This window comes from Pantoea agglomerans NBRC 102470 (genome assembly GCF_001598475.1).
GTDB classification, from domain to species: Bacteria; Pseudomonadota; Gammaproteobacteria; order Enterobacterales; family Enterobacteriaceae; genus Pantoea; species Pantoea agglomerans.
The window spans coordinates 13,321-39,745 of record NZ_BCZA01000002.1 but is presented as its reverse complement, the minus strand read 5'-3'; the positions used below and the strand labels follow the sequence as shown (position 1 = coordinate 39,745).

22 protein-coding genes and 1 pseudogene are annotated in these 26,425 nt (G+C 55.4%); 10 read left to right on the top strand and 13 right to left on the bottom strand.

Translation table 11 applies throughout. The features are described 5' to 3' along the window. The first annotated feature begins 4 nt into the window (after nucleotides 1–4). The 3 genes from araD (at nucleotide 5) to PAG01S_RS03755 (ending at nucleotide 2,915) form a co-directional block, all read left to right on the top strand. Nucleotides 5–703, top strand: coding sequence for an L-ribulose-5-phosphate 4-epimerase (gene araD, locus PAG01S_RS03765; RefSeq protein ID WP_010244508.1), 699 nt, complete (start codon nucleotides 5–7; stop codon nucleotides 701–703). 217 nt (nucleotides 704–920) lie between these two features. Continuing rightward, nucleotides 921–1,904: a 2-keto-3-deoxygluconate transporter gene (gene kdgT / locus PAG01S_RS03760; RefSeq protein ID WP_010244511.1), complete on the top strand. Its 984-nt coding sequence runs from the start codon at nucleotides 921–923 to the stop codon at nucleotides 1,902–1,904. A 144-nt stretch (nucleotides 1,905–2,048) separates the two neighbouring features. Beyond that, nucleotides 2,049–2,915: a crotonase/enoyl-CoA hydratase family protein gene (locus tag PAG01S_RS03755; protein ID WP_003853843.1), complete on the top strand. Its 867-nt coding sequence runs from the start codon at nucleotides 2,049–2,051 to the stop codon at nucleotides 2,913–2,915. 12 nt (nucleotides 2,916–2,927) lie between these two features. Here the strand turns inward: PAG01S_RS03755 and pdeR are convergent, their stop codons facing one another. The 5 genes from pdeR to PAG01S_RS03730 form a co-directional block, all read right to left on the bottom strand. Further along, a complete protein-coding gene (gene pdeR / locus PAG01S_RS03750) occupies nucleotides 2,928–4,913 on the bottom strand; it encodes a cyclic di-GMP phosphodiesterase (RefSeq protein WP_010244518.1) in 1,986 nt (661 codons plus the stop codon). A 159-nt stretch (nucleotides 4,914–5,072) separates the two neighbouring features. After that, nucleotides 5,073–5,363 (bottom strand): YbdD/YjiX family protein, encoded by a 291-nt coding sequence (locus tag PAG01S_RS03745; protein WP_010670244.1) that lies wholly within the window; start codon nucleotides 5,361–5,363, stop codon nucleotides 5,073–5,075. Further along, entirely contained in the window at nucleotides 5,356–7,425 is a 2,070-nt protein-coding gene (locus PAG01S_RS03740) for a carbon starvation CstA family protein (RefSeq protein ID WP_062757762.1), read from the bottom strand. The genes PAG01S_RS03745 and PAG01S_RS03740 overlap by 8 nt, the downstream gene beginning before the upstream one ends. Before the next feature lie 201 nt (nucleotides 7,426–7,626). After that, nucleotides 7,627–9,561 carry an exoribonuclease II gene (locus tag PAG01S_RS03735; protein ID WP_062757760.1) on the bottom strand — a complete coding sequence of 645 codons (1,935 nt, stop codon included), beginning with the start codon at nucleotides 9,559–9,561 and terminating at the stop codon, nucleotides 7,627–7,629. Nucleotides 9,562–9,673: 112 nt separating this feature from the next. Further along, nucleotides 9,674–11,977: an FdhF/YdeP family oxidoreductase gene (locus PAG01S_RS03730; RefSeq protein ID WP_062757758.1), complete on the bottom strand. Its 2,304-nt coding sequence runs from the start codon at nucleotides 11,975–11,977 to the stop codon at nucleotides 9,674–9,676. Nucleotides 11,978–12,238: 261 nt separating this feature from the next. Between PAG01S_RS03730 and PAG01S_RS03725 the strand changes: the two genes are divergently transcribed. From PAG01S_RS03725 to PAG01S_RS03710, 4 genes are all read left to right on the top strand, one after another. Further along, the gene (locus PAG01S_RS03725; protein WP_062757756.1) at nucleotides 12,239–13,825 is read left to right on the top strand and encodes a PTS transporter subunit EIIC; all 1,587 of its coding nucleotides are present in this window, start codon (nucleotides 12,239–12,241) and stop codon (nucleotides 13,823–13,825) included. Between the two features lie 185 nt (nucleotides 13,826–14,010). Then, complete coding sequence (locus tag PAG01S_RS03720; protein ID WP_033757823.1) at nucleotides 14,011–15,555, top strand: methyl-accepting chemotaxis protein; 1,545 nt, start codon at nucleotides 14,011–14,013, stop codon at nucleotides 15,553–15,555. Nucleotides 15,556–15,707: 152 nt separating this feature from the next. After that, nucleotides 15,708–16,439 (top strand): YoaK family protein, encoded by a 732-nt coding sequence (locus tag PAG01S_RS03715; RefSeq protein WP_033779094.1) that lies wholly within the window; start codon nucleotides 15,708–15,710, stop codon nucleotides 16,437–16,439. A gap of 191 nt (nucleotides 16,440–16,630) precedes the next feature. Beyond that, the gene (locus PAG01S_RS03710; RefSeq protein ID WP_029519092.1) at nucleotides 16,631–17,527 is read left to right on the top strand and encodes a LysR family transcriptional regulator; all 897 of its coding nucleotides are present in this window, start codon (nucleotides 16,631–16,633) and stop codon (nucleotides 17,525–17,527) included. 5 nt (nucleotides 17,528–17,532) lie between these two features. On the opposite strand, the gene PAG01S_RS03705 is transcribed toward PAG01S_RS03710, so the two are convergent. From PAG01S_RS03705 to sapC, 5 genes are all read right to left on the bottom strand, one after another. Then, entirely contained in the window at nucleotides 17,533–18,645 is a 1,113-nt protein-coding gene (locus PAG01S_RS03705; protein ID WP_062757754.1) for a CMD domain-containing protein, read from the bottom strand. A 217-nt stretch (nucleotides 18,646–18,862) separates the two neighbouring features. After that, nucleotides 18,863–19,651, bottom strand: coding sequence for an enoyl-ACP reductase FabI (gene fabI, locus PAG01S_RS03700; protein WP_010244547.1), 789 nt, complete (start codon nucleotides 19,649–19,651; stop codon nucleotides 18,863–18,865). A 141-nt stretch (nucleotides 19,652–19,792) separates the two neighbouring features. Beyond that, nucleotides 19,793–20,596, bottom strand: a complete 804-nt coding sequence (sapF, locus tag PAG01S_RS03695; protein ID WP_062757752.1) for a putrescine export ABC transporter ATP-binding protein SapF — start codon at nucleotides 20,594–20,596, stop codon at nucleotides 19,793–19,795. A gap of 1 nt (nucleotide 20,597) precedes the next feature. Continuing rightward, nucleotides 20,598–21,593, bottom strand: coding sequence for a putrescine export ABC transporter ATP-binding protein SapD (sapD, locus tag PAG01S_RS03690; RefSeq protein ID WP_010244553.1), 996 nt, complete (start codon nucleotides 21,591–21,593; stop codon nucleotides 20,598–20,600). Beyond that, entirely contained in the window at nucleotides 21,594–22,484 is an 891-nt protein-coding gene (gene sapC, locus PAG01S_RS03685) for a putrescine export ABC transporter permease SapC (protein ID WP_010670235.1), read from the bottom strand. 174 nt (nucleotides 22,485–22,658) lie between these two features. Between sapC and PAG01S_RS21495 the strand changes: the two are divergent. After that, nucleotides 22,659–22,939, top strand: a pseudogene (locus PAG01S_RS21495) (Arm DNA-binding domain-containing protein); the annotation flags it as partial. A gap of 645 nt (nucleotides 22,940–23,584) precedes the next feature. Here PAG01S_RS21495 and PAG01S_RS03675 read toward each other — a convergent pair. After that, a complete protein-coding gene (locus PAG01S_RS03675; protein WP_010244562.1) occupies nucleotides 23,585–23,788 on the bottom strand; it encodes a hypothetical protein in 204 nt (67 codons plus the stop codon). A gap of 156 nt (nucleotides 23,789–23,944) precedes the next feature. On the opposite strand from PAG01S_RS03675, the gene PAG01S_RS22550 reads away from it, so the two are divergent. Both PAG01S_RS22550 and PAG01S_RS03670 read left to right on the top strand, forming a co-directional pair. Then, nucleotides 23,945–24,067, top strand: a complete 123-nt coding sequence (locus tag PAG01S_RS22550) for a hypothetical protein (RefSeq protein WP_255265339.1) — start codon at nucleotides 23,945–23,947, stop codon at nucleotides 24,065–24,067. A gap of 304 nt (nucleotides 24,068–24,371) precedes the next feature. Further along, a complete protein-coding gene (locus tag PAG01S_RS03670) occupies nucleotides 24,372–24,782 on the top strand; it encodes a helix-turn-helix domain-containing protein (RefSeq protein WP_062757749.1) in 411 nt (136 codons plus the stop codon). Between the two features lie 205 nt (nucleotides 24,783–24,987). Here the strand turns inward: PAG01S_RS03670 and PAG01S_RS03665 are convergent, their stop codons facing one another. After that, nucleotides 24,988–25,878, bottom strand: coding sequence for a GNAT family protein (locus tag PAG01S_RS03665; RefSeq protein ID WP_033779098.1), 891 nt, complete (start codon nucleotides 25,876–25,878; stop codon nucleotides 24,988–24,990). Nucleotides 25,879–26,172: 294 nt separating this feature from the next. Further along, the gene (locus tag PAG01S_RS03660; protein WP_010244571.1) at nucleotides 26,173–26,379 is read right to left on the bottom strand and encodes a TraR/DksA C4-type zinc finger protein; all 207 of its coding nucleotides are present in this window, start codon (nucleotides 26,377–26,379) and stop codon (nucleotides 26,173–26,175) included. Nucleotides 26,380–26,425 lie beyond the last annotated feature (46 nt).

Here is a 26,425-nt window from a genome sequence, read left to right as displayed (position 1 = left end):
ATAGATGCTGGAACACCTGAAACAACAGGTTCTGGAAGCGAATCTGGATCTACCCAAATACAACCTGGTGACCTTCACCTGGGGCAATGTCAGCGCTGTTGATCGCGAACAGGGTTTGCTGGTTATTAAACCTTCCGGCGTGCGCTATGAAGTGATGAAGCGCGACGACATGGTCGTGGTCGATCTGGCGAGTGGCGACGTGGTGGAAGGGGATAAACGCCCCTCCTCGGACACGGCGACACACCGCGCGCTTTACCTCGCCTGGCCGGAGGTGGGTGGCATTGTCCATACCCATTCGCGGCATGCGACCATCTGGGCCCAGGCAGGACGACCGATTCCTGCCTGGGGAACCACCCACGCCGATGACTTCTATGGTGAGATCCCCTGTACCCGGTCGATGCGCAATGAAGAGATTCAGCACGACTACGAGTGGAACACCGGTGAGGTGATTATCGAGACTTTTGCGCAACGTGGGTTGTCTCCTTCGGCGATCCCGGCGGTACTGGTCAACTCTCATGGCCCGTTTGCCTGGGGGAAAGACGCTCATGCTGCGGTGCACAGCGCGGTTGTGCTGGAGGAGGTGGCGTATATGGGCCTGTTCAGCCAGCAGCTGACCGCTAATCTGCCGCCGATTAACCAGACACTGCTTGACCTGCACTACCTGCGAAAGCATGGCGAGAACGCCTGGTACGGGCAAAAATAGCGAGCGGGACGCGATGGCGTCCCGTTTTTTTAGTCTCATCTGAGACTGGTATGGCGATCTCCATCATAGTTATCAAAACAACACGTCATTAAAAATAAAACAGCGTTTCATTTTATCGGGGCGATCACTGTTTTGATTACCTCAAGTCACTACTTTGCTTGCATCGCCTTCGGGCACTTCCTGCTCCACCCTCTGGCATAGCAAAGGTGACATCCATATGCATATCAAACGTGCAATAGACAAAATTCCGGGCGGTATGATGCTCATTCCGCTCTTTATCGGCGCACTCTGTCATACGTTTTCTCCAGGCGCCGGAAAATATTTCGGTTCTTTCACCAACGGCCTGATGACCGGCACGGTGCCCATTCTGGCCGTCTGGTTTTTCTGTATGGGCGCGTCGATTAAACTCAGCGCCACCGGGACGGTACTGCGTAAATCGGGCACGCTGGTGCTTACCAAGATTGCCGTCGCCTGGGTTGTAGCTGCCATCGCCTCTCGGGTGATGCCGGAGAATGGCGTAGAAGTAGGGATGTTTGCCGGGTTATCGACGCTGGCGCTGGTGGCTGCCATGGATATGACCAATGGCGGCCTTTATGCCTCGATCATGCAGCAATATGGTTCCAAAGAGGAGGCCGGTGCGTTTGTGCTGATGTCTCTGGAGTCCGGGCCATTAATGACCATGGTTATCCTGGGCACCGCCGGCATCGCCTCATTCGAGCCGCACGTGTTTGTGGGGGCGGTCCTGCCGTTTATTGTGGGATTTGCATTAGGGAATCTTGATCCGGAGCTGCGCGACTTCTTCGGAAAAGCGGTCCATACGCTGATTCCTTTCTTCGCCTTTGCTCTGGGTAACACCATTAACCTGGGTGTCATTGCGGAAACCGGACTGCTGGGCATCATGCTGGGCGTGTCGGTGATCATCATTACCGGTATCCCACTCATTCTGACCGATCGACTGATTGGGGGCGGGGATGGCACGGCTGGCATAGCTGCATCCAGTACGGCAGGCGCAGCGGTGGCGACACCGGTGCTGATTGCCGAAATGCTGCCGCAGTTTAAACCGATTGCCCCTGCTGCAACGGCGCTGGTGGCGACCTCCGTGATTGTGACCTCCGTGCTGGTGCCGATCATCACGGCCATCTATTCAAAACGTGTTAAGCGTCTTCATGTTGCCGTGGAGCAGCGTGCCGCTATTAAGTAACCCGCCTAATCAATCCCCGACGCGCGAGTCGGGGATCTCTCTGGATTTTGTGTTGTAAATCAATCTCTCATTTGGTCTGGCCTCACTCTGCATTACGCTGATGTGGCGTATTTAACGCATCAAATATAAACAGAGGATGAGACAATGACAGTTATTAACCAAGCAACGTGCAGATTATTTACCGAAGTCGGCAACACCACGCAGTTAGTCGCCTATTACGAAGAAGGACGTCGTACTATGTGGATGATGTTGCGTGCACAGCCCCGTCCGAGCTTCAACCATGAACTGATTGAGGAGATCATGAATCTGAGCTACGCCGCTCAGCGTTCCGGTCTGCCGATCGACTTCTGGGTTACCGGCTCTCTGGTGCCACAGATGTTCAACGCCGGTGGCGATCTGCGCTTCTTTGTCGAGTGCATTCGCAATAACCGCCGTGAGGCGCTGCGGGCCTATGCCCGTGCCTGCGTTGACTGCATCCATTCGGCAGCACGGGGGTTTGATACCGGCGCGGTGACGCTGGCGATGATTGAGGGCAGTGCCTTAGGCGGCGGATTCGAAGCGGCGCTGGCGCATCACTTCATTCTGGCGCAGAACAACGCGCGGATGGGCTTTCCGGAAATTGCTTTTAACCTCTTTCCCGGCATGGGCGGCTACTCACTGGTCGCGCGTCGTTCCGGCATGAAACTGGCAGAGGAGTTAATTTGTGAAGGGGAGTCCCACAGCGCAGAGTGGTATGAAACGCGCGGACTGGTGGATAAAGTCTTCCAGCCTGGCGACAGTTACCGCGCCACCCGCACCTTTATCGATACGTTACGTCCTAAACTCAACGGCGTGCGGGCAATGCTGAAAGCGCGTCAGCGCGTGCTGCAATTGTCACGCGCTGAGCTGATGGATATTACCGAAGATTGGGTCGATTACGCCTTTACCATCGAACCTAAAGACATTGCTTACATGGAACGCCTGGTTCAGTTACAAAACCGCCACAGCGCATCACTGCGTAAAGCGGGTTAATCTGAATTAGCGTTAAACGCGGGCAGGATGCTTAGCCAGCCAATGCCCAAACTGTTCCGCGGGCATTGGTTTTGCGTAGTAGTAGCCCTGACGCCCATCAACACCACTGTTAAGGACAAACTTCTCTTCATCCGGGGTCTCAATACCCTCTGCAATCACCTGCAAATCGAGCGCCTTGGCGACGGCGACGATAGCTCGTACCAGCGATTGTGAGACGGGCTGTTTATTAATATCGCGGATAAAGCTTTGGTCGAGCTTGATGGCATTGATCGGCACACGTGCGAGCTGAGAAAGCGATGAGTAACCCGTGCCGAAGTCATCCAGATGAACCTGTGCGCCCAGCTCCTGAAACTGCTTCATCAGCCGCAGGGCTTCAGCTTCATTCTCAATCAGGCAGCTTTCTGTGAGCTCAATATCGATAGGACAGTCGGTGATATTCGCCTCATGCAGCGCCTGTTTCAGGTCAGTATAGATGCTTTGATCAATCAGCTGACGTGCCGACACGTTGACGGCGACGCGCAGAAAAATGCCCTGCTGGCGCCAGACGATAATCTGTTTCAGCACATTGAGCATGACCCAGCGTCCCAGCGGCACAATCAGTCCCGACTCTTCGGCATAGGGAATGAAATCAGCAGGGGAGACCAGGCCGCGCTCGGGTGAGTTCCAGCGTACCAGCGCTTCGGCGCTGCGGACTTCACCATCACTGTCGATTTTCGGCTGGTAATGCACCAGCAGGTGATCCAGCTCCAGCGCCTTACGCAGATTGGTGTCCAGCCACAGGTACTCAAAGACCCGCTGGTTCATCTCTGCCGCGAAGACACAGAACTTGCCACGACCGTTCTCTTTGGCGTGATACATCGCGGTGTCAGCATTGCGAATAAGGCTCTCGCGATCTTCACCATGCAGCGGCGCGAAAGCGATCCCGATAGAGCAGCCGCTGTACACTTCGATTAGTCCGATACGGAAAGGCTGACGCAGGCGCTCAAGAATGCGGGAGGACATCGCCTCCAGCGCAGCCTGGCTGGTGTGCTCAGCCAGCACCACAAACTCATCGCCACCCAGCCGGCCCAGAGTCTGGTCTTTACCCAGACAGCTAAGAATCGCCAGTGAGACCGCCTGCAGTAACTGATCGCCGAACATATGACCGTATGCGTCGTTCACTTTTTTGAAATTATCGAGATCGAGATAGACCACGCCGGTCTCATCGCGCTCAGATCGCTCCAGCGCCAGGCTAATCTGTTGATGAATTGCGTTGCGATTAGGCAAACCGGTCACCGTATCGGTGTTTGCCAGCACCCGGAGGCGTTCCTGGGCGCGTCGCTCCTCGGTTATGTCGGTGCCAGAACAGATGAGGAAAATTTCATTTTTGCCACTGCCGCTGTGAACAAACTTATTACGAAACAGAAACAGTCGCTGACCTTTTTTGGTTTTAACCCAGCGCTCCACCTCATAGGAGTTACCGTCACGGAAGAAGCCCGCAATGTTGCGTCGTGACTGAGAGGCCTCCTGTTTGGTCATAAAGAGCTGAAAGACGTTACGGCCGATAACCTCATGCTCATTCAGACCGGTGTATTCTTCACTAAGACGGTTAAAACGCTGAATATTGCCGCGCTGATCGAGGATCACAATCACCGAGTTGGCTTCAGAAACCACCTGTTCGGCGAATGAAAGACCCAGGGTTAAGTCGCGGGCGACCGCTGAGGTATCGCCCCAGGCAGAAGCGGTTCCTGCCCAGGTCGCCTGGTTCACTTTGCGTCCGACAAAATGCATCGGAACATCAATGCCCTGCAGCGTCATGGTCAGATTGATGCTTGAAGTGATGACCGGCATCGCGCGTATCATGGCTGCCTGGCCGGGGGTTAACGGCAGGGCGATATTAGTTTGTGACGACTCATCTTCGGCAAAATGCAACGCATCGCTGTCCGCGGTCAGACGCCAATGAGGGCTGGTTGTACCGAAAAGGGTGTACAACAACGTTTGCCCTTGTTCATCGGTCATGGAAACTTCCTCCGGGAAGTGCTCTGCAGGCGTTATCTCATTATTTTAGCAACAGTATTCATCATCTGACGCCAGCACAAGATGCAAACCGAATATATTTTCCCATCCAGATAAGAATGGCACAAAAAAGCCCCGACGGTGCGGGGCTGTTTAGTGCGGTCAGCAGGGACATTTACCCAGTTTGCCTGCCTGGCTGGGGAAGCGGGCATCCAGACAATAACGGTGGAAATCGCGCTCATTCATCGGCGGCTGATCGGGATGATGGAGTCGCATATGCTGCAGATATTTTTGATAATCCTGCACCCCGACCATTAAGCGAAAACACTGTTGCAGGCCGCGCCAGAATCCCCGCCAGCTGAATGTTTGTGGCTGTGGGGCGGCGGCAGGCTGGCAGCGGATAATCTGCCACTCTCCCTGCGGACGCCGGGACTGATGAATAGCATCAGACATGACGCACCTCCTTGTTGCGCAGCGTCACAACGGACTCATGCGTAGTAGGAAGATCGCTGCGCAGCGCCCGGCGAATGACAAAGAACGCAGAGATCAGCATCGTGACCGCCACCAGCATAAAGAAGGCGCACAGGGCCGCGTTAATCTGATTGCTGAAGACGATGGTCTGCATATCCGCCACGCTTTTTGCCGGGGCGATGATCACCCCTTCATCCAGCCCTTTGCGGAACTTATTCGCCTGCGCCAGGAAGCCAATCGACGGTTTTTCATGGAAGATTTTCTGCCAGCCGGCAGTCATCGAGGTGATAAACAGCCAGACAGTTGGCAGGATAGTCACCCAGGCGTAACGCTGCTTTTTCATTTTGAACAGCACCACGGTGCCGAGGATCAGCGCCATGGACGCCAGCATCTGATTGCCGATACCAAACAGCGGCCACAGAGTGTTAATGCCGCCGAGCGGATCGACCACGCCCTGATAGACAAAGAAGCCCCAGCCCGCCACCGCCACGGTCGTGCCGGCCATATTGCCCAGCCAGGAGCGGTTATTCGCCATAGAAGGCACCACGGTGCCCACCAGATCCTGCACCATAAAGCGGCAGGCGCGGGTACCGGCATCGACCGCCGTCAGAATGAACAGCGCTTCAAACAGGATGGCGAAGTGATACCAGAACGCCATCATCGCCCGGCTGTTAAAGATCTCGGTAATGATGTGGGCCATCCCCACCGCGAAGGTTGGCGCGCCGCCTGCGCGGGACAGGATCGAGCCTTCACCCACGTCACGAGCGATGCCGCTCAGCATTTCCGGCGTGACGACAAAGCCCCAGCCGTTGATTACCTGAGAGGCGCTTTCAACGGTGGTACCAATCAGCGCAGCCGGGGAGTTCATGGCAAAGTAGACGCCCGGATCGAGCACCGAGGCACAAATCAGCGCCATGATCGCCACAAAGGATTCCATCAGCATCGCGCCATAGCCAATAAAGCGGATATGACTTTCCCGCTCCACCAGTTTTGGCGTGGTGCCGCTGGAAACCAGCGCATGGAAGCCGGAGATGGCGCCGCAGGCAATAGTAATAAACAGGAACGGGAACATCGCGCCGGAGAAGACCGGGCCGGTACCGTCGATAAATTTGGTGACCGCCGGCATTTTCATCTCTGGCATGGCAAAGACAATCCCCACCGCCAGCCCGACAATCACGCCGATTTTAAGAAAGGTCGAAAGGTAGTCACGCGGAGCCAGCAGCAGCCAGACCGGCAGCACGGAGGCAATAAAGCCGTAGATCACCAGCACCCAGGTCAGTGAGGTGCCTTTCAGGGTAAAGAAGGGCCCCCAGTAAGGATGCTGGGCTACGTCACCACCATAGATAATCGCCGCCATCATCAGCACAAAGCCAATCAGTGAAACTTCGGCGATTTTACCGGGCCGGATAAAGCGCATGTAGACGCCCATAAACAGCGCAATCGGAATGGTGGCCGCGATGGTAAACAGTCCCCACGGACTGTTCGCCAGCGCCTTGACCACCACCAGCGCCAGCGCCGACAGAATAATGATCATGACGCCCAGCGCGCCGAGCATGGTCACCACACCGGCAAACGCACCCAGCTCCTGCCGCGCCATCTCGCCCAGTGAACGGCCATCACGACGGGTTGAGATAAACAGGATCAGGAAATCCTGTACCGCACCCGCCAGCATCACCCCGACCAGGATCCAGATGGTGCCCGGCAGAAAGCCCATCTGCGCCGCCAGAATCGGACCCACCAGCGGGCCGGCACCGGCAATAGCCGCAAAGTGGTGACCAAACAGCACCCATTTATTGGTCGGGACATAATCGAGCCCGTCGCTCAGCCGCTCAGCAGGCGTCATCCGGCGGTCGTCCAGTTCGAAAATATTGCGGGCGATAAACAGGCTGTAGAAGCGATAAGCGATGCTGTAACAGGCGACAGCGGCTATCACCAGCCAGACTGCGTTGACGTGTTCGCCGCGGCTGAGGGCCAGCATGGCGAAAGCGCCCGCGCCGATTAACGCCACCACTAACCAGATCACACTGGTTTTGACGTTTTTCATGACTAACTCCTTGTTAGGACCGAGAGGAAAGCGATCGAAAACAACGAGTCAAACTTAATGTAATGGAATGTAAGTGAAAGTTAATCAGTGGAGAAGTGTGAAGCGGGGTACAAATTTAACTTTTTTGCAATGCGGGCGGGGCGGAAACAGGCGGGATAACCGGAGTTATCCCGCCCGATTGACTGCTCAGAACATTACTACTCAGACGGCGGGACGCGCCACGACGCTGCGGGTTTCCATGCGGACTTCGGTGATAGTGACATCAATCACATCGGTCACACGGTAAACCACTTCGCCTTTGATCTGAACGCTGCCATTTTCCTGGCTGCAGACCAGCTCATCACGCACCGCGTGAATGAACGGCGCCGGGATAAAGGCGACCGCGCCAAACTCCAGCAGGCGAACACGCATGCCACCACGGGACACATCGATAATTTCGGCGCTGAAGCGACGGTCGGTTGCTGCAAACGGTGCCAGATAACGGGCGTAGAGCCAGTCGCCAACATCACGTTCCGCCATGCGGTTCAGGCGGCGGCGCTCACTCATCGTCACCGTCAGCGCATCATCCGGACGAGCGATCTGCTCACCGCGAATAATCGCTTTCAGCAGACGATGGTTGACCATGTCGCCGAACTTACGAATCGGTGAGGTCCATGTGGCGTAAGCCTCAAGTCCCAGGCCAAAGTGCGGGCCAGGCTCGGTGCTGATCTCAGCGAAGGTCTGGAAGCGACGGATCCGGCTGTCGAGGAACTGGGTTGGCTGGGCATCAAGCTCACGACGCAGCACGCGGAAACCTTCCAGCGTAGTGATCGCCTGCGCATCCACGGTAATACCATGGTTGGCCAGCACGGCCGCGGCCTGTTCAGCATTGGTGGCATCGAAACCGGCATGGACGTTGTAGATACCAAAACCGAGACGGTCACGCAGCACTTTCGCCGCGCAGACGTTGGCCAGAATCATAGACTCTTCGACAATGCGGTTAGCGATGCGGCGCGGTTCAGCCACAATCTCCAGCACTTCACCTTTTTCACCCAGCAGGAAGCGGTAATCCGGGCGATCTTTAAACACCAGCGCGTGGGTCTGACGCCATTCGCTGCGCGCCAGGCAGAGGCGATGCAGCAGGCGAATCTGTTCAGCAATCGCCTCACTTTCCGGCTGCCATGCGCCGCTGTTTTCCAGCCAGTCAGAGACGTCGTCATACGCCAGCTTGGCTTTGGATTCGATCCAGGCGGCAAAGAACTCAACGTCATCACCTAAACTGCCATCGGCTGCCACGGTCACGCGGCAGGCCAGGGCCGGACGGCGCACATTCGGACGCAGCGAGCAGACATCATCAGAGAGTTCGCGCGGCAGCATCGGGATGTTAAAGCCCGGCAGGTAGTTGGTAAACGCACGCTGCGCCGCCAGCTTATCGAGCTGACTGCCTTCCGGCACATAGGCGGTAGGGTCGGCGATAGCGATAGTCAGACGCAGGGCGCCATCGTCCAGGGCTTCCGCAAAAAGCGCATCATCCATATCCTGGGTGCTGGCGCTGTCGATGGTAACGAAATCCAGCGCGGTCAGATCTTCACGCGTCAGATTTTCATCCAGCATCTCGCCAAAACTGACATCGGGCGCTTCACGCTCAAGGTTATGACGCGACAGCGTCACCCACCACGGCGCCAGATGGTCATCAGCTTTGACAATAAAATCGGTAAGTTCGGCATAAAAGCCGCGATCGCCTTTTAGCGGATGGCGACGCATCTCCGCCACGGCCCAGTCACCATTTTCAAACTCATGGCTGACATCGCGCGCAGGGCGACACTGGATCGCATCCTTCAGCAGGGGATGATCCGGCACAATTGACAGGCGATCGTCTTTCTTCTGTACCCGGCCAACAAAGCGGCTCAGGAACGGCTCAACCAGGGTTTCCGGCTCAGCGCTTTCGCGATCTTTATCGCTGTGGATCACGGCGGTGATGCGATCGCCGTGCATCACTTTCTTCATCTGCGGTGGCGGAATGAAGTAACTTTTTTGCGCATCGACTTCCAGAAAGCCGAAGCCTTTTTCAGTGCCTTTTACGACGCCTTCAGCACGAGGCGTTTGCGAATGGAGCTTCTCTTTCAGCTGCGCGAGCAGCGGGTTATCCTGGAACATAATTTTTACGTTTCGTTGGCTGATTGCGGCTGACAGTTTTACGCGAATCGACGTCGCGCGGCAAGGCAAAAAGCCGGACGAGCCGGCTTTTTGGGGGGGAGTGAAAGGGCTGTCAGGCGATGCGCTGATCGGCCAGTGCCTCAGAGAGTTCCAGCTTCACCGGCACCGATTTTGAGGTCGGTGTACCACTGTCATCACCAAAGCTGTTCAGCGGCACCAGCGGGTTGGTTTCCGGATAATAGGCCGCCAGGTTACCGCGCGGAATATTGTAGGGAACCAGTTTGAATCCGCTGACGCGACGGGTAATGCCATCATTCCACAGCGTTTCGATATCGACATTCTGGCCTTCGGTAAAGCCCAGGTCTGCCATATCGTCCGGGTTGATGAACACCACTTCACGCTGACCAAACACGCCACGGTAACGGTCATCGAGGCCGTAAATGGTGGTGTTGTACTGGTCGTGCGAACGCAGTGTCTGCAGGGTAAAAGGCACGTCCTGATCAAGATTCGGGAACAGTGAGGTCGGCAGCGCCGAGGCGTTGAACTCCGCTTTCTGGCTCGGCGTATTGAAGCGCAACTCGGCTGCTGCGTTGCCCAGATAGAAACCGCCCGGGATGTCACATTTGGCGTTAAAGTCGGCAAAGCCCGGAATCGTCGCGGCTATGTGCTCACGGATCAGGTTGTAATCACCCGCCAGCTCGCGCCATTTCACTTTTTCATCACCCAGCACCGCCTCGGCGATACCGGCAACAATCCAGGTCTCAGAACGCTGCGTTTCCGCCAGCGGAATACCGATCCCTTCAGAGGCGTGCACCATGCTGAAGGAGTCTTCCACGGTAATAAACTGATTGCCGGTGGCCTGCAGATCGCGCTCGGTGCGGCCCAGCGTCGGCAGAATCAGCCCTTCGTGACCTGGCACCAGATGGCTGCGGTTCAGTTTGGTGCTGATATGCACGGTCAGACCACAGCGTGACATCGCCTCTTCGGTGCGAGGTGAGTCAGGTGCCGCCGCCGCCAGGTTGCCACCCAGCGCGATCAGCACTTTCACTTCATCGCGCAGCATCGCGTTCAGCGCTTCCACGGTGTTGTGGCCTGCCGCACGCGGGGGCTCGAAATTGAAATGATTCCCCAGCGCATCCAGGAAGGCTTTCGCCGGTTTCTCATCGATGCCCATGGTGCGGTTGCCCTGCACATTACTGTGACCACGAACCGGGCAGAGGCCTGCGCCTTTTTTGCCCAGCTGGCCAAACAGCAGCTGCAGGTTGGTGATCTCGCGCACCGTGTCGACAGAGTGTTTGTGCTGGGTGATGCCCATCGCCCAGGTACAGATCACCCGGTCAGCGCTCTGGTAGATCGCCGCGGCTTCACGGATCTGCGCCTGCGTCAGGCCCGACTGCGCCACAATCTGCATCCAGCTGGTGTTATCCACAGCCTCGAGATACGCCTCAATGCCGTTGGTTTTGGCATTGATAAAGGTCTGATCGAACAGGCCGCTTTCGCCAGCCGCCAGACGCGCGCGGTGGGTTTCCAGCAGGGATTTCACCATGCCGCGCACCGCTGCCATATCACCGCCCAGGTTCGGCTGGTAATAGGAGGAGCTGATGTTACCCGCTCTCGAGGTTACCACTTCCAGCGGTTTCTGCGGATCGGCAAAACGTTCCAGACCGCGTTCACGCAGAGTATTAAAGGTGACGATTTTCGCACCGTGATCGGCAGCGTGACGCAGGCTGTGCAGCATACGCGGATGGTTAGTGCCGGGATTCTGACCGAAGACAAAAATGGCATCTGCATGGTCGAAATCATCCAGACGAATGGTGCCTTTACCGACGCCAATGCTGCGCTTCAGGCCGGTGCCGCTGGCTTCGTGGCACATATTGGAGCAGTCAGGGAAGTTATTGGTCCCCATCAGGCGACCAAACAGCTGATAGAGCCAGGAGGCTTCATTGCTGGCGCGGCCAGAGGTGTAGAGTTCCATCTGATCCGGATGATCCATCGCCTTGATGTGCTGCGCGATCAGCGCAAATGCATCATCCCAGCTAATGGGTTCGTAGTGATCGGTTTCCGCGTTGTAGCGCAGCGGATGGGTCAGACGTCCCTGATACTCCAGGAAGTAGTCACTCTGGGTATAGAGCGTGGTCACGCTGTGTTTGGCGAAAAAGTCGGTGTCGACCATCCGGCGTGTCGCTTCCCAGGTCACCGCTTTGGCGCCGTTCTCGCAGAAGCTGAAGGTACTTTTATTGTCATCACCCCAGGCGCAGCCCGGACAGTCAAAACCGCGTGCTTTGTTCATGCGCATCAGGTTGCGCATATTTTTCAGGGCCGCTTTGCTGTCAAGAACGAAACGCGTGGTGGCTTCCAGTGAACCCCAGCCGCCCGCTGCCGCGCGATAGGGTTTGATTTGGCGTTTAAATTTCATATTGAGTGCAGGCTTTTTATAGTAGGAATTATTGTTTGGTGTTTGTTATCAGGTTATATCCTGATGGTGAAAGGAAGTCTGCAGCTATCCTCATACCTTGTCTAATTGATTGACTTAATGGTGCGATAGCTGGCGTTTATCGTGCATAAGCCAGAAATGTGATGCTGGTCAGATTTTACCCGCCTTTAACCTGCTGATAACGGGAGTTCTCCCGACAACAGGCTAATACTTGCTGTTCACAATCAGAGAGGGCACGACTCCATGAAACAGCTGACCAGCCAGATTCATGCATTTGGCAAAGCGTTGATGATGCCAATCTCGGTCATCGCTGCCGCAGGTATCTTCCTTGGGCTGGCGGCGGCCATGCAGAACCCGGCGGTCACCGGCGATGCCTTTGCGCAGATGCAGGTGCCGCAGTTAATTATCGGCTTCATTCGCAAGGTTGCCGGAGCGCTATTCGCTAATCTGCCGGTCTTCTTTGCGGTAGCGAGTGCCATCGGACTGGCGAAAGCGGAAAAACCTACCGCCGCCTTTGCCGCGGTGATTGGCTATATCGTGATGAACGTCGGTATCAGCGCGACGCTGGCGGCCAAGGGGATCACCGCCACCACCACCACGCCTGAAGCCCTGCAGCAGGCGGGGATGGATCAGACCACTGCCATGATGACCTCGGCGGAATATATCAACATGCTGGGCGTCTTTACCTACAACATGAGCGTACTGGGCGGGGTGATTGCCGGACTGGTAACGGTGGCGCTGCACAATCGCTTTTATACCCAGCAATTACCTACCGCGATCAGCTTCTTTGGCGGACGGCGTTTTGTGCCGATTGTGACCGTGGTCTGTCTGCCACTGATTGGGGTCTTGCTGGCGCTGATCTGGCCGACCATTGGTGACGGTATCGCCTGGATTGGACAGATGATTGGCAAAAGCGGGCAGTATGGCGCTTTTCTGCTGGGAGCCTTTGAGCGCATCCTGATCCCCACCGGCCTGCATCATATCCTCAACGAAACCGTGCGTTTCACGCCTATTGGCGGCATGGCGGTGGTCGATGGTCAGACCGTTGTTGGCGCACTGAACATCTTCAACGCGTCACTGACTCATCCGGGATCGATCCCCGATGAGACGCTGCGCACCGCCACGCAGTTTCTGGCGCAGGGCAAGATTCCGGTGATGATGTTCGGCCTGCCCGCCGCGGCGCTGGCGATCTACCATACCGCCCGACCCGAGCATAAACAGCGGGTCAAAGCACTGGTCATGGCGGGGGCGCTGACCTCCTTCACCACCGGCATCACCGAACCGCTGGAGTTCTGCTTTATCTTTGTCTCGCCGGTGCTCTATCTGCTGCACGCTTTCCTGACCGGCCTGTCGTTTATGCTGATGTCGATGCTGCATCTGATGATTGGCAACGTGCAGGGCGGTGTTATCGACCTGGTGGTGTTCGGCATGCTGGGCGGGGCAAAAACCCACTGGTGGTGGACGCTGGCGCTGGGCGTGATCTATGCGCCAATCTACTACTACGCTTTCCGGCTGGTGATTACCCGGATGAATGTTGAAACGCCGGGCCGTGAATCGGAGGATGAGAAACCGCAACAGGTCGCCGCGGATGAACGGACTCAGGTCATTATCAGCGGGCTGGGCGGGCAGGCCAATATCGAGGATGTCGATTGCTGCTTTACCCGGCTGCGCGTGCGGGTCAAAGAGATGAATCAGGTGGTCGATCAGACGCTGATGAGCACCGGTGCCAATGGGGTCAATCGCGTCAGCGAGCACGACATTCAGGTGATCTACGGCCCGCAGGTCGAGAAGATCGCCAACGAGGTAAAAATGGCGCTGGGCGTCGCTTAACGGCAGCCTGTTTCACTCTTCGTCACAACGCTAACCGCCGACACTCGTGGGCGGTTAGCCCCTCTTCGCCGGAGCGCTCCGCCCGCTGCCGTCCCGCTTATTGTAACTAAAAAAAGCCCAGCCCTAATGGGCCGTACCTTTCTGCCGATATAGCGACTAATCCTCTTACTTTTCGGAACACCGCGATGTCGTTAAAAAAATCCTCCCTGATTATCTTCTCCTTCCTGCTGGCGCTGTTTCTTACCAGCGTGGCAATCAGTACCTGGCTGCTAATTCAGAGCAATCACTCGCTGAATGCGGTTAACAAAGAGATCCGCGTGGTGCTCTCGGTGATTGATCCAATCAACCACAGCCGCACGCTGCGTGTGCGTCTGATGGAGTACATGAAGGAGATTGAGGGCAGTGACGCAAATAATCCCGCCACGCTGGACAGCGTTCGGACCGTGGCCAGCAAAGCGGATGCTGCATTTCAGGCCTATATGAATGCGCCGCGTCTGCCGGGCGAAGAGGCGGAAGCCGACGCCTATAGCCAGGCTTATCAGGCCTATCGTCAGCAGGGTTTACAGCCGTTGATTGAGGCGGCAGAGGCACACGATCAGGTGCGCTTTAAAAATCAGATCGCCACCGTGGTTCGCCTTGATCGTCAGTATGAAATCATTCTGGACCGGGTGCTGGCTCAGCATGAAACCTATGCCAAAAAGCTTAACAGCGATGCACAGAGTCACTTTACCTCCGGCATTACCCTGCTGGGGCTGTTTGGGGTGCTGTTTTTCGCCATCATCGTCGCCATTTACATCTTCATGAAGCGCTATGTGCTTTCGCCGATCAATGATGCGCAGGAACACTGCAAGCTGATTGCGGCGGGCGTCCTGGATACCACGGTGCCGGTCAAAGCCGGTTCGCGCAGTGAAATTCAGTTGCTGATGGGCTCGCTGGAGCAGATGCGCAGCGCGCTGACCGCCATTATTCTCCAGGTGCGCGATTCAACCCGCTCAGTCTCCACCGCCTCTCAGGAGATTGCGGCGGGCAACATCGATCTCGCCTCGCGAACAGAACAGCAGGCTGCCGCGCTGACGGAAACCGCTGCCAGCATGGAGCAGCTGGGCGCAACGGTGAAACAGAACACTGAAAACGTCTTTGAAGCCTGCCGCCTGACCAGTGAAGCGGTGAAAAACGCGGAAAGCGGCGAAAAGGTCTCGCAGGAAGTGGTGACATCGATGGCGCTGATTAATGCCAGCTCGAAGAAGATCGAGGAGATCACCACCGTGATCGACAGCATCGCCTTCCAGACTAATATTCTGGCGCTGAACGCGGCAGTCGAAGCCGCCAGGGCGGGTGAACAGGGTCGCGGTTTTGCGGTGGTGGCAGGGGAAGTCCGTAATCTGGCCCAGCGCAGCGCTACCGCAGCCAAAGAGATTGAGGGGCTGATTGCGGAATCTGTTTCGATCATCCACGCCGGTTCCGATCAGGTCAGCCGGACCGGTGAGGCGATGAGCGCCATTATCTCCTCTGTCAGCCGCGTGAATCTGCTGATGGAGCACATCTCAACCGCTTCTGATGAACAGAGTCGCGGTATCGGTCAGATTGAGCAGGCGGTTACCGAGATGGACAGCGTCACACAGCAGAACTCGGCGCTGGTGCAGGAGTCTGCAGCGGCATCCGCCTCACTGGAAGAGCAGGTGCAGTATCTGACGCAGTCGGTCTCCACCTTCCGTCTGGCAAACAGTTAATCAGGGCTGATCCGCGCTGAGTTTATGCAGCGCGGAGTCCGGAGCCCCGATGCTGAGTAATGCCCGACAGAGAGGGGAGAGTTTGATTCAGTGCCTTGTGGCGCAGGGCTAATCGGCGGATTATAAGGCTTTCCAGTAAATATGGGGTGGTCATGCTAATCAGCACGGAAAGTGCCCGCAGCAACAGCGCGGATACCCGACTGGCCTGTACGCTTGCCGCTGCCGCAGGCGCACTGAATACCGCAGCCTTTGAGATCGTCGGTTTTTTTTCAGCCAACATGACCGGGAATGTCTCGCTGCTGTCCGATCACCTGGCAAAAGCGAATCTGGGGCCTGGCCTGTTTTTTCTGTCGATCGTGCTTCTGTTTATTGCGGGTTCCATGTGTTCAACGCTGATCATTAATGCCGGGCACCGCAGAAATATCCGCACCATCTATGCCTTTGTCATCCTGATTGAGGGCAGCGCGCTGATTGCACTGGGGGTGATTGAAAATCACTTTCCGCCGCAGTCGCCCGGTGTGGTGTTAATTATGAGCCTGAGCTTTTTAATGGGGTTGCAGAATGCGGTGGTGACGCGTATCTCCAATGCCCGCGTTCGCACTACCCATATCTCCGGCACGGCGACCGATATCGGGATTGAGCTGGCAATGCTGTTTGAGGTGCTGCGGCGCACAGCGTCACCGAAAGAGGCACCGCTCTATCTGAGTCGGCTGCGACTGCACTGTCTGACCCTGCTTTCTTTCCTTGCAGGAGGGATAGCCGGAATCGGGCTTTACCGGCTGCTTAGCTACGATTTCCTGCTGCCAGTAGGGTTCGGGTTAATCTGTCTGGCGCTGAATGCCATCTTTACTAAGCCAGCAAAACAACAGGGCGCGATGATTTAAGTGCGCTACCCTCACTGATGCGTAAACCAGGGCGGCGCGGAGTCCTGATTTCATCGATCCGCCTGTGCAAATGAACCGTGCGGTTAAAACATCCGAGCCTGCGCGGGGTAACATTCAGCCTTATACTCTGGTTGATCCTGCGAACGAGACAGTAATGCGAACAGCCTTCAACCTGCTGATGGATAATTAACATCGACATTAAACAACTCATTTACTTGTGTAACCTGGAACGTGAACGCCATTTCGGGCGGGCCGCGGAAGCCAGTTTTGTTACACAGCCAACCCTCTCTATGCGCCTGAAGAATCTTGAGCGCGAGCTGGGCCTGCCGCTGATTAACCGCAGCAATAACTTTGCCGGATTTACGCCGGAGGGCGACCGTGTGCTGGCATGGGCGCGGGAGATCGTTTCGGTCTATCAGGGGCTGAAGCTGGAAGTGGAATCGCTGAAGCATGGGGTGAACGGTACGCTGCGGGTTGGCGTGGTGCCGCAGTGCAGCATGGCACTGCCGCTGCTGCTGAAAGCGGTGCAGGCGCGTTATCCTCAGCTCGACTATCGTATTGCGGTGCTGAGTGCTGACCAGCTGCTGGAAGCGCTCAACAGCCATACCGTGGATGTCGGGATCGGTTTTTTCGAGATGGCAACACTGCGTGAACTCCATTTTCAGACCGAGATGCTGGCAGATCGGGGCGTTGAAGCCATATTCCATCCCGACCATTTCCCTGAGCTGGTGGGGGAAACCGCGCTGACGCTTGATGAAGTGGCACAACAGCCGCTCTGCCTGGCGGAGCCGACGCGTTATTTCCGGCGTTATCTTGATATGGCTTTTCGCGAGGCGGCGCTGGTACCCCGGGTGATCGTGGAGAGCGCCTCTGTCATGCAGCTGATGCAGTGCGCGCAGGTCGGCCTCGGGCTGCTGGTGTCGCCGGTCGGTCATCTGCTGTCCGCTTCATTACAGGGGCTGCAGCAGCGCGCCATTACGCTGCCGCCGATGGCGCGCCAGGCGGCGCTGGTCATCGCTGAGCCTGGCCGTGCCACACCGCTGGCACAGCACTTTTTCGACGAAGCGCGCGGTCTGCTGCCGGTTTAACGCGGTTACTGCGATTCGCCCAGGGCGTAAAACAGGCGGCTGTTCCAGTTGCCTATGGCGACACTCTGTATCAGCGTGAACAGCGCATCAGCCTCCCAGCCCGCCTCCATTAGCGGCTGCAGATGGGCCGCGCTGAAACGCTCTGGCGAACGGGTCAGCTGCGCTGCCAGCGCAATAATCTGCTGCTCCTGGTCTTTTGCCGCCGCGTCATCCACGCCCTCAATTAAGATCTCATTTCCGGCCAGCAGCCGGAACGCCCAGCGACTGCCCAGAATACGGGCGGCCGTCGCCTCTGCCAGAGTATTGTCCTGAGTGAGATGCTGACGCAGTTGCGCCCAGCCGTAGAGCACTGAGGGATCGTGGGCCAGCAGCCATACCGCGTCCTGCATTCCCGGCAGCGACTGACAGCGGGTAATGGCAGCGAGCTGCTCAGCACTGGCATACCGCAACTCCAGCGGTTTCAGCACGGGCTGCCAGCGGGCAGGCTGATCAAAACCTGAGGCCTCAGCATCCGGTGGTGCAGTGCTGCCAGGCAGCCAGCGTACCGGCTGGGCCTGCAGCGCCTGTAAACCGGCGACCACCCGCGCCTGATAACTGACAAAGCCGATCACCTGATTCAGCGTCACAATATCGGGCTCTGTCAGGCCGACCGCATCCAGGGCGGTGATTGCGCTGGCGCTGATCAGCTCAGGCTGCATCGCCAGCTGGCGTGCATACTGCGTAATCTGGGTCAGGCGATTATTACTTTCACGTGAGGAGTCGGGCCCGGGCAACGGATTGAGGCGGGCAGAGTAGTGATTACACAGCCGCTGTACACCCGCCACCTGCGCCACCGTCAGCGCCGTGCTGAGGCGATCGTAAAGCGTTAAGGTGTGCGTGAGCGTGGTGACGACGCGGTCGGGAAACAGCAGCTGTGCCAGATCGCGCGCCGCCAGCAGGGCGGGCTGATTAGTGCGTAGCAGTGACTGCACCACGTTGTCATCGGCGTAACATCCCAGCAAAAAACGGTCATCGATATGGGCGGCCTCTGGCACCAGCGGTGCGGCCTGTGAGGTACGTGGACTGGTCTGGCTCTCGTAAAACCAGTGGTTATGGCCCGGATAGCGGCGTTGTTCCATGATCAATCCTTTTGCAAATTCGGGTTCGGTATGCAGGCGGCAGAATCTGAAAATGTGCATAAACCGAAGGGCAGGCTTATCGTCGCTGATGGCCAGTCCGGGGCAAAAGATTGATCGGTGATAATTAATAGCGTTACGGTATAACGGCAGCGAAATCAGGCAGGAAGGGCGAGGCGGGAGCAAAGAGAAGGGCGAGCCAGGCTCGCCCTTGCAGAACTTATTTCAGTTCCAGTTCGTTCATTGCGGCGATGCTGAAGCCGCCATCAACGTGTACCACTTCACCGGTGATGCCGCCAGCCAGGTCAGAGCAGAGGAATGCTGCTGAGTTGCCGACATCTTCGATGGTGACAGTCCGGCGAATCGGGGTGACCGCTTCGCAGTGTGCCAGCATCTTACGGAAATCTTTGATGCCTGATGCTGCCAGGGTGCGGATTGGACCGGCAGAAACGGCGTTAACACGCACGCCTTCCGGGCCCATGGCGTTTGCCATGTAGCGCACGTTGGCTTCCAGCGACGCTTTCGCCAGACCCATCACGTTGTAGTTCGGGATCGCGCGCTCAGCACCCAGGTAAGAGAGGGTCAGCAGCGCAGAGTGTGGATTCAGCATCTCGCGGCACTCTTTGGCCATCGCGACGAAGCTGTAAGCACTGATGTCATGCGCGATTTTAAAGCCTTCGCGGGTAACGGCGTTCACGTAGTCGCCAACCAGCTGCTCGCCAGGGGCGAAACCGATAGAGTGAACGAAACCGTCAAATTTCGGCCAGGTTTTTGCCAGTTCAGTGAACAGAGATTTGATGCTCTCATCTTCGGCTACGTCACATGGCAGCACGATGTCTGAACCCAAATCTTTGGCAAACTCTTCCACACGACCTTTTAATTTGTCGTTCTGGTAGGTGAAAGCCAGTTCTGCGCCCTGTTTGTGCATCGCCTGTGCAATACCGTAGGCGATGGAAAGTTTACTGGCAACGCCAGTAATCAGAATGCGCTTACCGGAAAGAAAACCCATAGCTGTAATCCTTATGGTCATTGTAGTTGGCGGCCGCATGGTTAAAAAGTAAGCGACCGACGTTAATCGACGTGCGGATTCTAGCACGTCTCTCATAAATCAGGTAAATCGGCCCGCAATTTCCGCGATATGCAGCAAAAATCAACGCTCTCGCCGCCAGGCTTCGGCACTCAATGCTTCGCCAAAGTGGCTGCTGATCAGTCGTCGGGTCAGATCGTGTAGCGGGGAGGCCAGTACATCAGCGGTGCCGCCGCGCTCGACCACTTCGCCCTGATGCATCACCAGCACCTTATCGCTGATGTGCTTCATCATTCCCAGATGCTGGGTAACATAAATGTAAGCGATCCCATGCTTCTCCTGCAGTTCCAGCATCAGATTCACCAGCTGGGAACGCATGGTCATATCCAGCGAGGCCAGCGCTTCATCGGCCACAATCACTTTGGGTTGCAAAATCAACGCGCGGGCCAGCCCCAGACGCTGCTTCTGACCGGGTGCCAGCATGTGCGGATAATAGCCGGCGTGATCGCGCAGTAATCCCACCTGACGCAGGGTAGCGATAATGCGTTTCTCTCGATCCTCCGCGCTGAGATCGGTATTGAGCCGCAGCGGGAACTCCAGAATCTGGCTGATACGCTGACGCGGATTCAGTGAGGTTGAGGGATCCTGGAAAATCATGCGGATGCGCTGACTGCGATAGCCATAATCGCCGAAGGTCAGCGGATGATCGTCTATCAGAATCTCACCTTCGGTAGGGGCGACCATGCCGCTGAGCATCTTCGCCAGCGTGGACTTGCCGGAGCCATTTTCGCCGATTATCGCCAGCGTCTGCCTCTCGCGTAGGGTAAAACTGACCGACTTCACCGCCTCAACGTGCTGACGGCGGAACAGGCCCGTGCGATAGCGAAAGGTTTTACCCAGGTTGCGCACTTCCAGCAGGGTCTCCATGCTACTGGCCCTCCATATTCAGCGGGAAATGACAGGCATAAAGATGCGTTTTGCTGCCGGTGAGCCGTGGCGTTTCAATACATTTGCGCTGCGCATAAGGGCAACGTGGCCCCAGACGACAACCAATCGGCAGGCTCTCCAGCGACGGGATCGCTCCTGACAAAGTATTGAGACGGCTTTTGTGCGGCAGGGATCGTCCAAAATCGGGCATCGCCCGAATCAGCGCCTGAGTATAAGGATGGTGCGGCGTACTCATTAAATCTTCGCTCTGGGCGGTTTCTACCGTCTGACCACAGTACATCACGTTGATACGGTCCGCCCACTGGCTCATGGTGCGCAGGTCATGACTGATCAACAGAATGGTGGTGTTGTTATTCTGGTTCAGACGGCTCAGCAGGCGGAAAATCTGCGCCTGCGTAGTGGGTTCCATGGCATTCGTCGGCTCATCGGCAATCAGCAGACGCGGCTGATTAGCCAGCGCAATCGCGATCATGACTTTCTGGCATTCGCCTTCGGTCAGCTCATAGGGGAAGCTGCGCATTATATCTTTGTGATCTTTAATGCCGACGCGATGCAGCAGTTCGATGGCGCGGGTTTTGCGCCAGAACCAGAAGCGTTTCAGCCACGGACCTTTATACGTCCAGCGCGGGATCACCTGCATCAGCTGACGACCGATGCTTTCAGAGGGATCCAGACAGGATTGCGGCTCCTGAAAAATCATCGAGACGTTATGTCCGATAATGCGGCGGCGCTCGCGCGACGACAGGCGCAGCAGGTCAACATCATCAAACACCATGCGATCGGCGGTGACACGCCAGTTATCGTTAGTTACGCCGCAGATCGCCTTGGCAACCAGACTCTTACCGGAGCCGGACTCACCGACCAGGCCACGGATTTCACCTTCGCCCAGCGTCAGATTGACGCGATCGACCGCTTTGACCGGTCCGTCAGCGGTCATAAATTCAATGGTCAGATTACGGATATCGAGTAACGGCATTTATTCCACTCCCGCTTCGACGGCGCGACGGATGCCGTCACCGAGCAGGTTAACAATTAATACGCTGACCATCAGCGCCACACCCGGCAGCATAACGGTCCAGGGGGCGACGTAGATCAGCTCCAGCGAATCACCCAGCATCGCTCCCCATTCGGGCGAAGGCAGCTGCGCGCCCAGGTCGAGAAACCCGAGTGCGGCAATATCCAGAATCGCCATCGATAGCGCGCGGGTAATTTCGGTGATCAGCAACGGTAAAATGTTAGGCAAAATGGCGTAGCGCAGGATGTTGCGGCCTCTGGCACCATCCAGACGTGCCGCCACCACATACTCTTTTTCCAGCTCATCATGCACGGCACTGTAAATCTCGCGCACCAGACGTGGAATCAGCGCCAGCCAGACTGCCAGCAATGCGTGCTCGAGTCGCGGTCCGAGAAACGCCACCACGATAATCGCCAGTAACAGCGACGGAATAGAGAGCAGGGTATCCAGTACGTGGTTCATCACCGCCGAGCGTATGCCATGCGTCATGCCTGCCAGCACGCCCAGCACCAGCGCGCCGAGCGTGGCGAACAGCGTCACCAGAATCGCCGAACCCACCGTCGGGCCCGCACCGCTCAGCAGGCGGCTCAGCACATCCCGACCCAGATCGTCAGTGCCGAGAAAGAAGGAGACATCGCCGTAGTGTGACCAGGACGGCGGCAGCAACTGATAACCCAGGAACTGCTGATCGATATCGTATGGCGCTATCAGCCCGCCAAACAGGCAGAGCAGCAGCAGTGCGCCAAAGCCATACAGCCCGACCATCGAAATCGGGTTGCCATAAAAATGGTGCCAGCTCTGACGAAACGCGCTGGGCAGGCGTTTTTCGGCGTAGATATTATCGGAGGGCATACGCTTTCACTTTATTGTGCTTGAGTTCGGACAACGTTTCTTTATAAAAATCACTCATATCAGAGGGTTATCCTGAGGACATGCTTTATCTTTCTTTATCATGGCTGACTCTGAGTAGCGTTAATTTATGTGTTTTGTGTACGCCTCTGCGTAGACGCAAAGAAGATGTACACATTGCAGACAGACACTAAGCTCAGGAAAGCGCTGGGTAAGCGCCGCGACAAAGCAGAGGTTATCTTCAACTCGTCCGGACTGAATGTCAGGCTCTCCATTCGAGGCGGCGTGACATTTTTCTACCGTTATCGCTGGGAGGGTTAGCCCGTCAGCTGTCTACAGGGGATTATCCGTCGATATCCCTGTTACAGGCAAGGAAACGGCGTCAGCAATTTCGGCTCTGGATTGCAAAGGGTTATGATCCGCGTCGGCATATCGTCCTGAACAGAGTGAAAAAAGTCATATTCACCTCCGGATAACAGGCAATAAAAACCGCCCTGTTGGGCGTAATGCCAGTCAGTTAAGTGAAAAGTGATAACGCAGTCTGGTGCCGGGCAGGGGCTGGCGGTCCTCGCGCCGCTGCGCGGTTCCTTCACGTCATTCCTCTGCCTGACGGACCGCCGGGGATGGCACATCCCGTGCCGCCCCGCCTTTCGCCCGCGTCCTGCGGGCTCTCCTGGCAGACTCATTCTGTTCAGCGCTGCGGATTGCCTGCCCCTGCCCGGCCCCGGCCTGCTCTGAAACTTCAGTGTGTATTGTTAAAAAGGGCACGAGAGTGGAGGCCAGCGCGCCTCTGCTGCTGAAAGGGCTATCCGCAGCGCTGAGGCGTGACGACGGGCCAGAAGTCCACGCCGGGAAGCGTGGACAGTTCGGGGCCGGCCAGGGAGGGCCGATCCCCGAACGGTTCGTCGGCACGACGTCAAAGCCGAAGGTACCGCGTGAGCGGCGCGAGGACGGCCCGGCAGCAGCAGAGGTGCGCTGGTCCGCACTGCGGCTCGCTCGCCCGGAAAAAAAGCTGCCACGTCTGACCGTGACAGCCTTTACAAATCTAATCTTAACTGACCAGCATTACCTCTGTTGGGCGGCGGATTAGATTTTAGCGGATGCTACGCTGGCCGGACCCTGGCCTTTGTCGGGTGTCCGTCAGGCCCATCGTCATGGGTGTGGTCAGGATCCGGCTCAATGATCACGATATAATCTTTACCTATCCCATCGCGCGTTAACGTCACTAAATCTCCGGCAACAGGTTTGGTGTCAAACTCATGTTCCTCTTCAACGCCGGTATCTTCAAAAATTACAGCGAATTTCATTTTTCGTCCTCTTTCTGATAAACCGCGTCGTTACCGCGAGGTTTGTTGCTGACGCCTACTTAAAGAATTTTAGACTATCCTGAAAATATCAGGCATCTCAGTGAATTACCTGATTCCGATATTACGCGCGATTACCGGCTGGCTTCAGGTGTCCCGGTGTTCAGACCGCTGTGGAAGCATGCCCGCCTGGCGGTTTCAGGTGCAGACGCGCTACGCGAATGGCTCACTACTGAAACCCTGCCGGAACCCGCACAGGAAATCGTTCATGATGCTGCATGAGTAATACACCGTAAATCTTCCACGGAAGACGGATAATCCAACACCTAAGACGTTCGCCTCAACAGAGATCCCTTTTTGTGCAACATTGACAGATTCTTCATCATTTCCAGATTGTTCATTGATGACTTTAGGGGATAGTCGCGTCCTGAGAGTGAACTCTTTACTAAAGGAGATAAATCGGTGGCGAGAATAAAATGAAAGGAGCTTAGATAAAGTAATTGCAAACGATCAATATAGAATTAAATTTTGTGTGACAATGGATTTTAATTAAAAGAGACCGCAAAAAACGCAAAAGGGGAACGGCATGACAGATAAAAACTTCTTTAATGCATTAACAGAATGGATTGATGATCATGCGGATGAAAAAATAAGCCTGGATAAAGTGGCTAAAAAAAGTGGATATTCAAAATGGCACCTTAACAGAATGTTCACAAAGCATTCCGGAGTCAGCCTCGGGAAATATATTAATAACACCAGAATGCAGGCGGCCTCGCTGAGTTTAAGGTTTACTGAAGCCACTATTGCAGAGGTGGCTGATCAGTTCAACTACGACTCACAGCAAACGTTCACTCGCGCCTTCTCACGACATTTTGGTATGCCTCCTGGCATCTGGCGAATCACTGATGCTGAAAAAAAATCAGATAAGAACTCTCTCTGCTTCCCTAGGGATGACGCCATTTTCAGGCAGCGGTTGAGAGCTTACATAATGCCGTAGGTTTACCTGATTGCATCCGCAGCAAATTATTATCTACAGGACGGCGGGGAAGGACCGCGATGCATAAAAAATTAAAATCGGCCCTGAGATTAAACGTTTTATCTTTAAACACCCTTCATGGGTGCCTGGCAATTCAGGAACGCGCCGTTTTGTGCTAATTTTCAGCCGCTCTGTTGCAGAAAATAAGCCTGATTCCTAAGAAAGATTAAAAAATTGTTTTCCCCGTGGAGTGCGCATCCGCCCAGCGAAGCTTATACGTCCATTCTTTATCAAGTGAGCCGATTGAAAGCCTCATCTCTTTTCCCGTCTGTTTACAGAAGTCCCTTGCCGCACCAATGTTTTTCCACATAAGTAAACTACCCGGGCTAAGGTCCGAATATTTCATGTTAACGCCGCCGTTTGGCACATCAAAATAGATAATGTGTTCACTCTCAGCCATGAAGAGCAGATCCATCGCGCACGGCTCGTTCCCTACAAAAAGAATATAGCCGAAGAGCATCCTTTTCATGGCAATGATAAGCGTGATCAGGTTCTCTCTGGAATAACAGGTTATGCTGTCAGAGAAACGGGATTTAAAAAGGAAGATATAATAGTCTGCCAGCTCTTCTGGGCTGAATTGATTCATATCACAGCAGCGGCCACCCGCACGTGTGAACCGGTTGTATTCGTTGCGGCGATTCTTTTCAGTTTTTACTGAATAGCTCTCTTTTACAAAGCACACTTTATTTTTTCGGGCAAAAGAAAAGTTAAAATTTATGAAGTTGTGCTTGTTGAAATGTGACATTTTATTGGTTCTTTCAGGGAAACACATAGAAGCATTTTTAGCCGCTGGCACCATGATCTCATCATAAGATAGCGGGAACTTTTTCCATTGATCGACACCTATCCGTGAGTGATCCAGCAGGGCATATGCGGCAATATAGCCACCTTGCTTTACTTTATGAAAATACGTTGCCTCATGACCTGTGCGAGATGAGAAAAACCTGATCACGTCAGGATGCATATTAACACTCCCGCCAAAACGGTTAAAACAGTGCTCATAAATGCCAGCGTCGGATTTTTCCCAGCCGTAAAGCATTCTTTTGAAGTGGCTCATATAAAATGTTAAACCTGATAGTTGTTCTGATAAATCGAGTTAAAAAGATGGCTCCTGAATGTCAGCCACCCTATGCTATTTTTTCCTGTCACTAATTCCGGACAGATGGTCTCTGTTGTGACATTTAATCAGGGCATTATGTATTTTTTTTATCAACGTAAAGGCAAGGAAATATCAAGAATCTATCAAGCGATGTCGTTTTATTGCTTTATATTTGTGAGGGCTGCCTGACATTTATATCAAGTTTATCTGAGTCACCCGCGTAATAGCCTGACCGGGTGACTTCATTCTCTTTCAAACAATCCGCTGGCTCTGCTCCCGGCGATGCTTGTGATAATCCTCATCACACTCGCTTGAACAGAAAGCAGTTTCAGCCACTACGGGCTCATCTTTACACCAGATGCATAAGCCGTTTGGGCTTTTAAGTTTGGCCTTACGAGCTGCCAGAGAGGCAGCGAGATGCGCTTCTTCACGCTCCTGTGCCAGATCAACTTCATCCATAAATGTTCATCTCCTCATTAATTATTACGCTTCGAACTTAAATCGG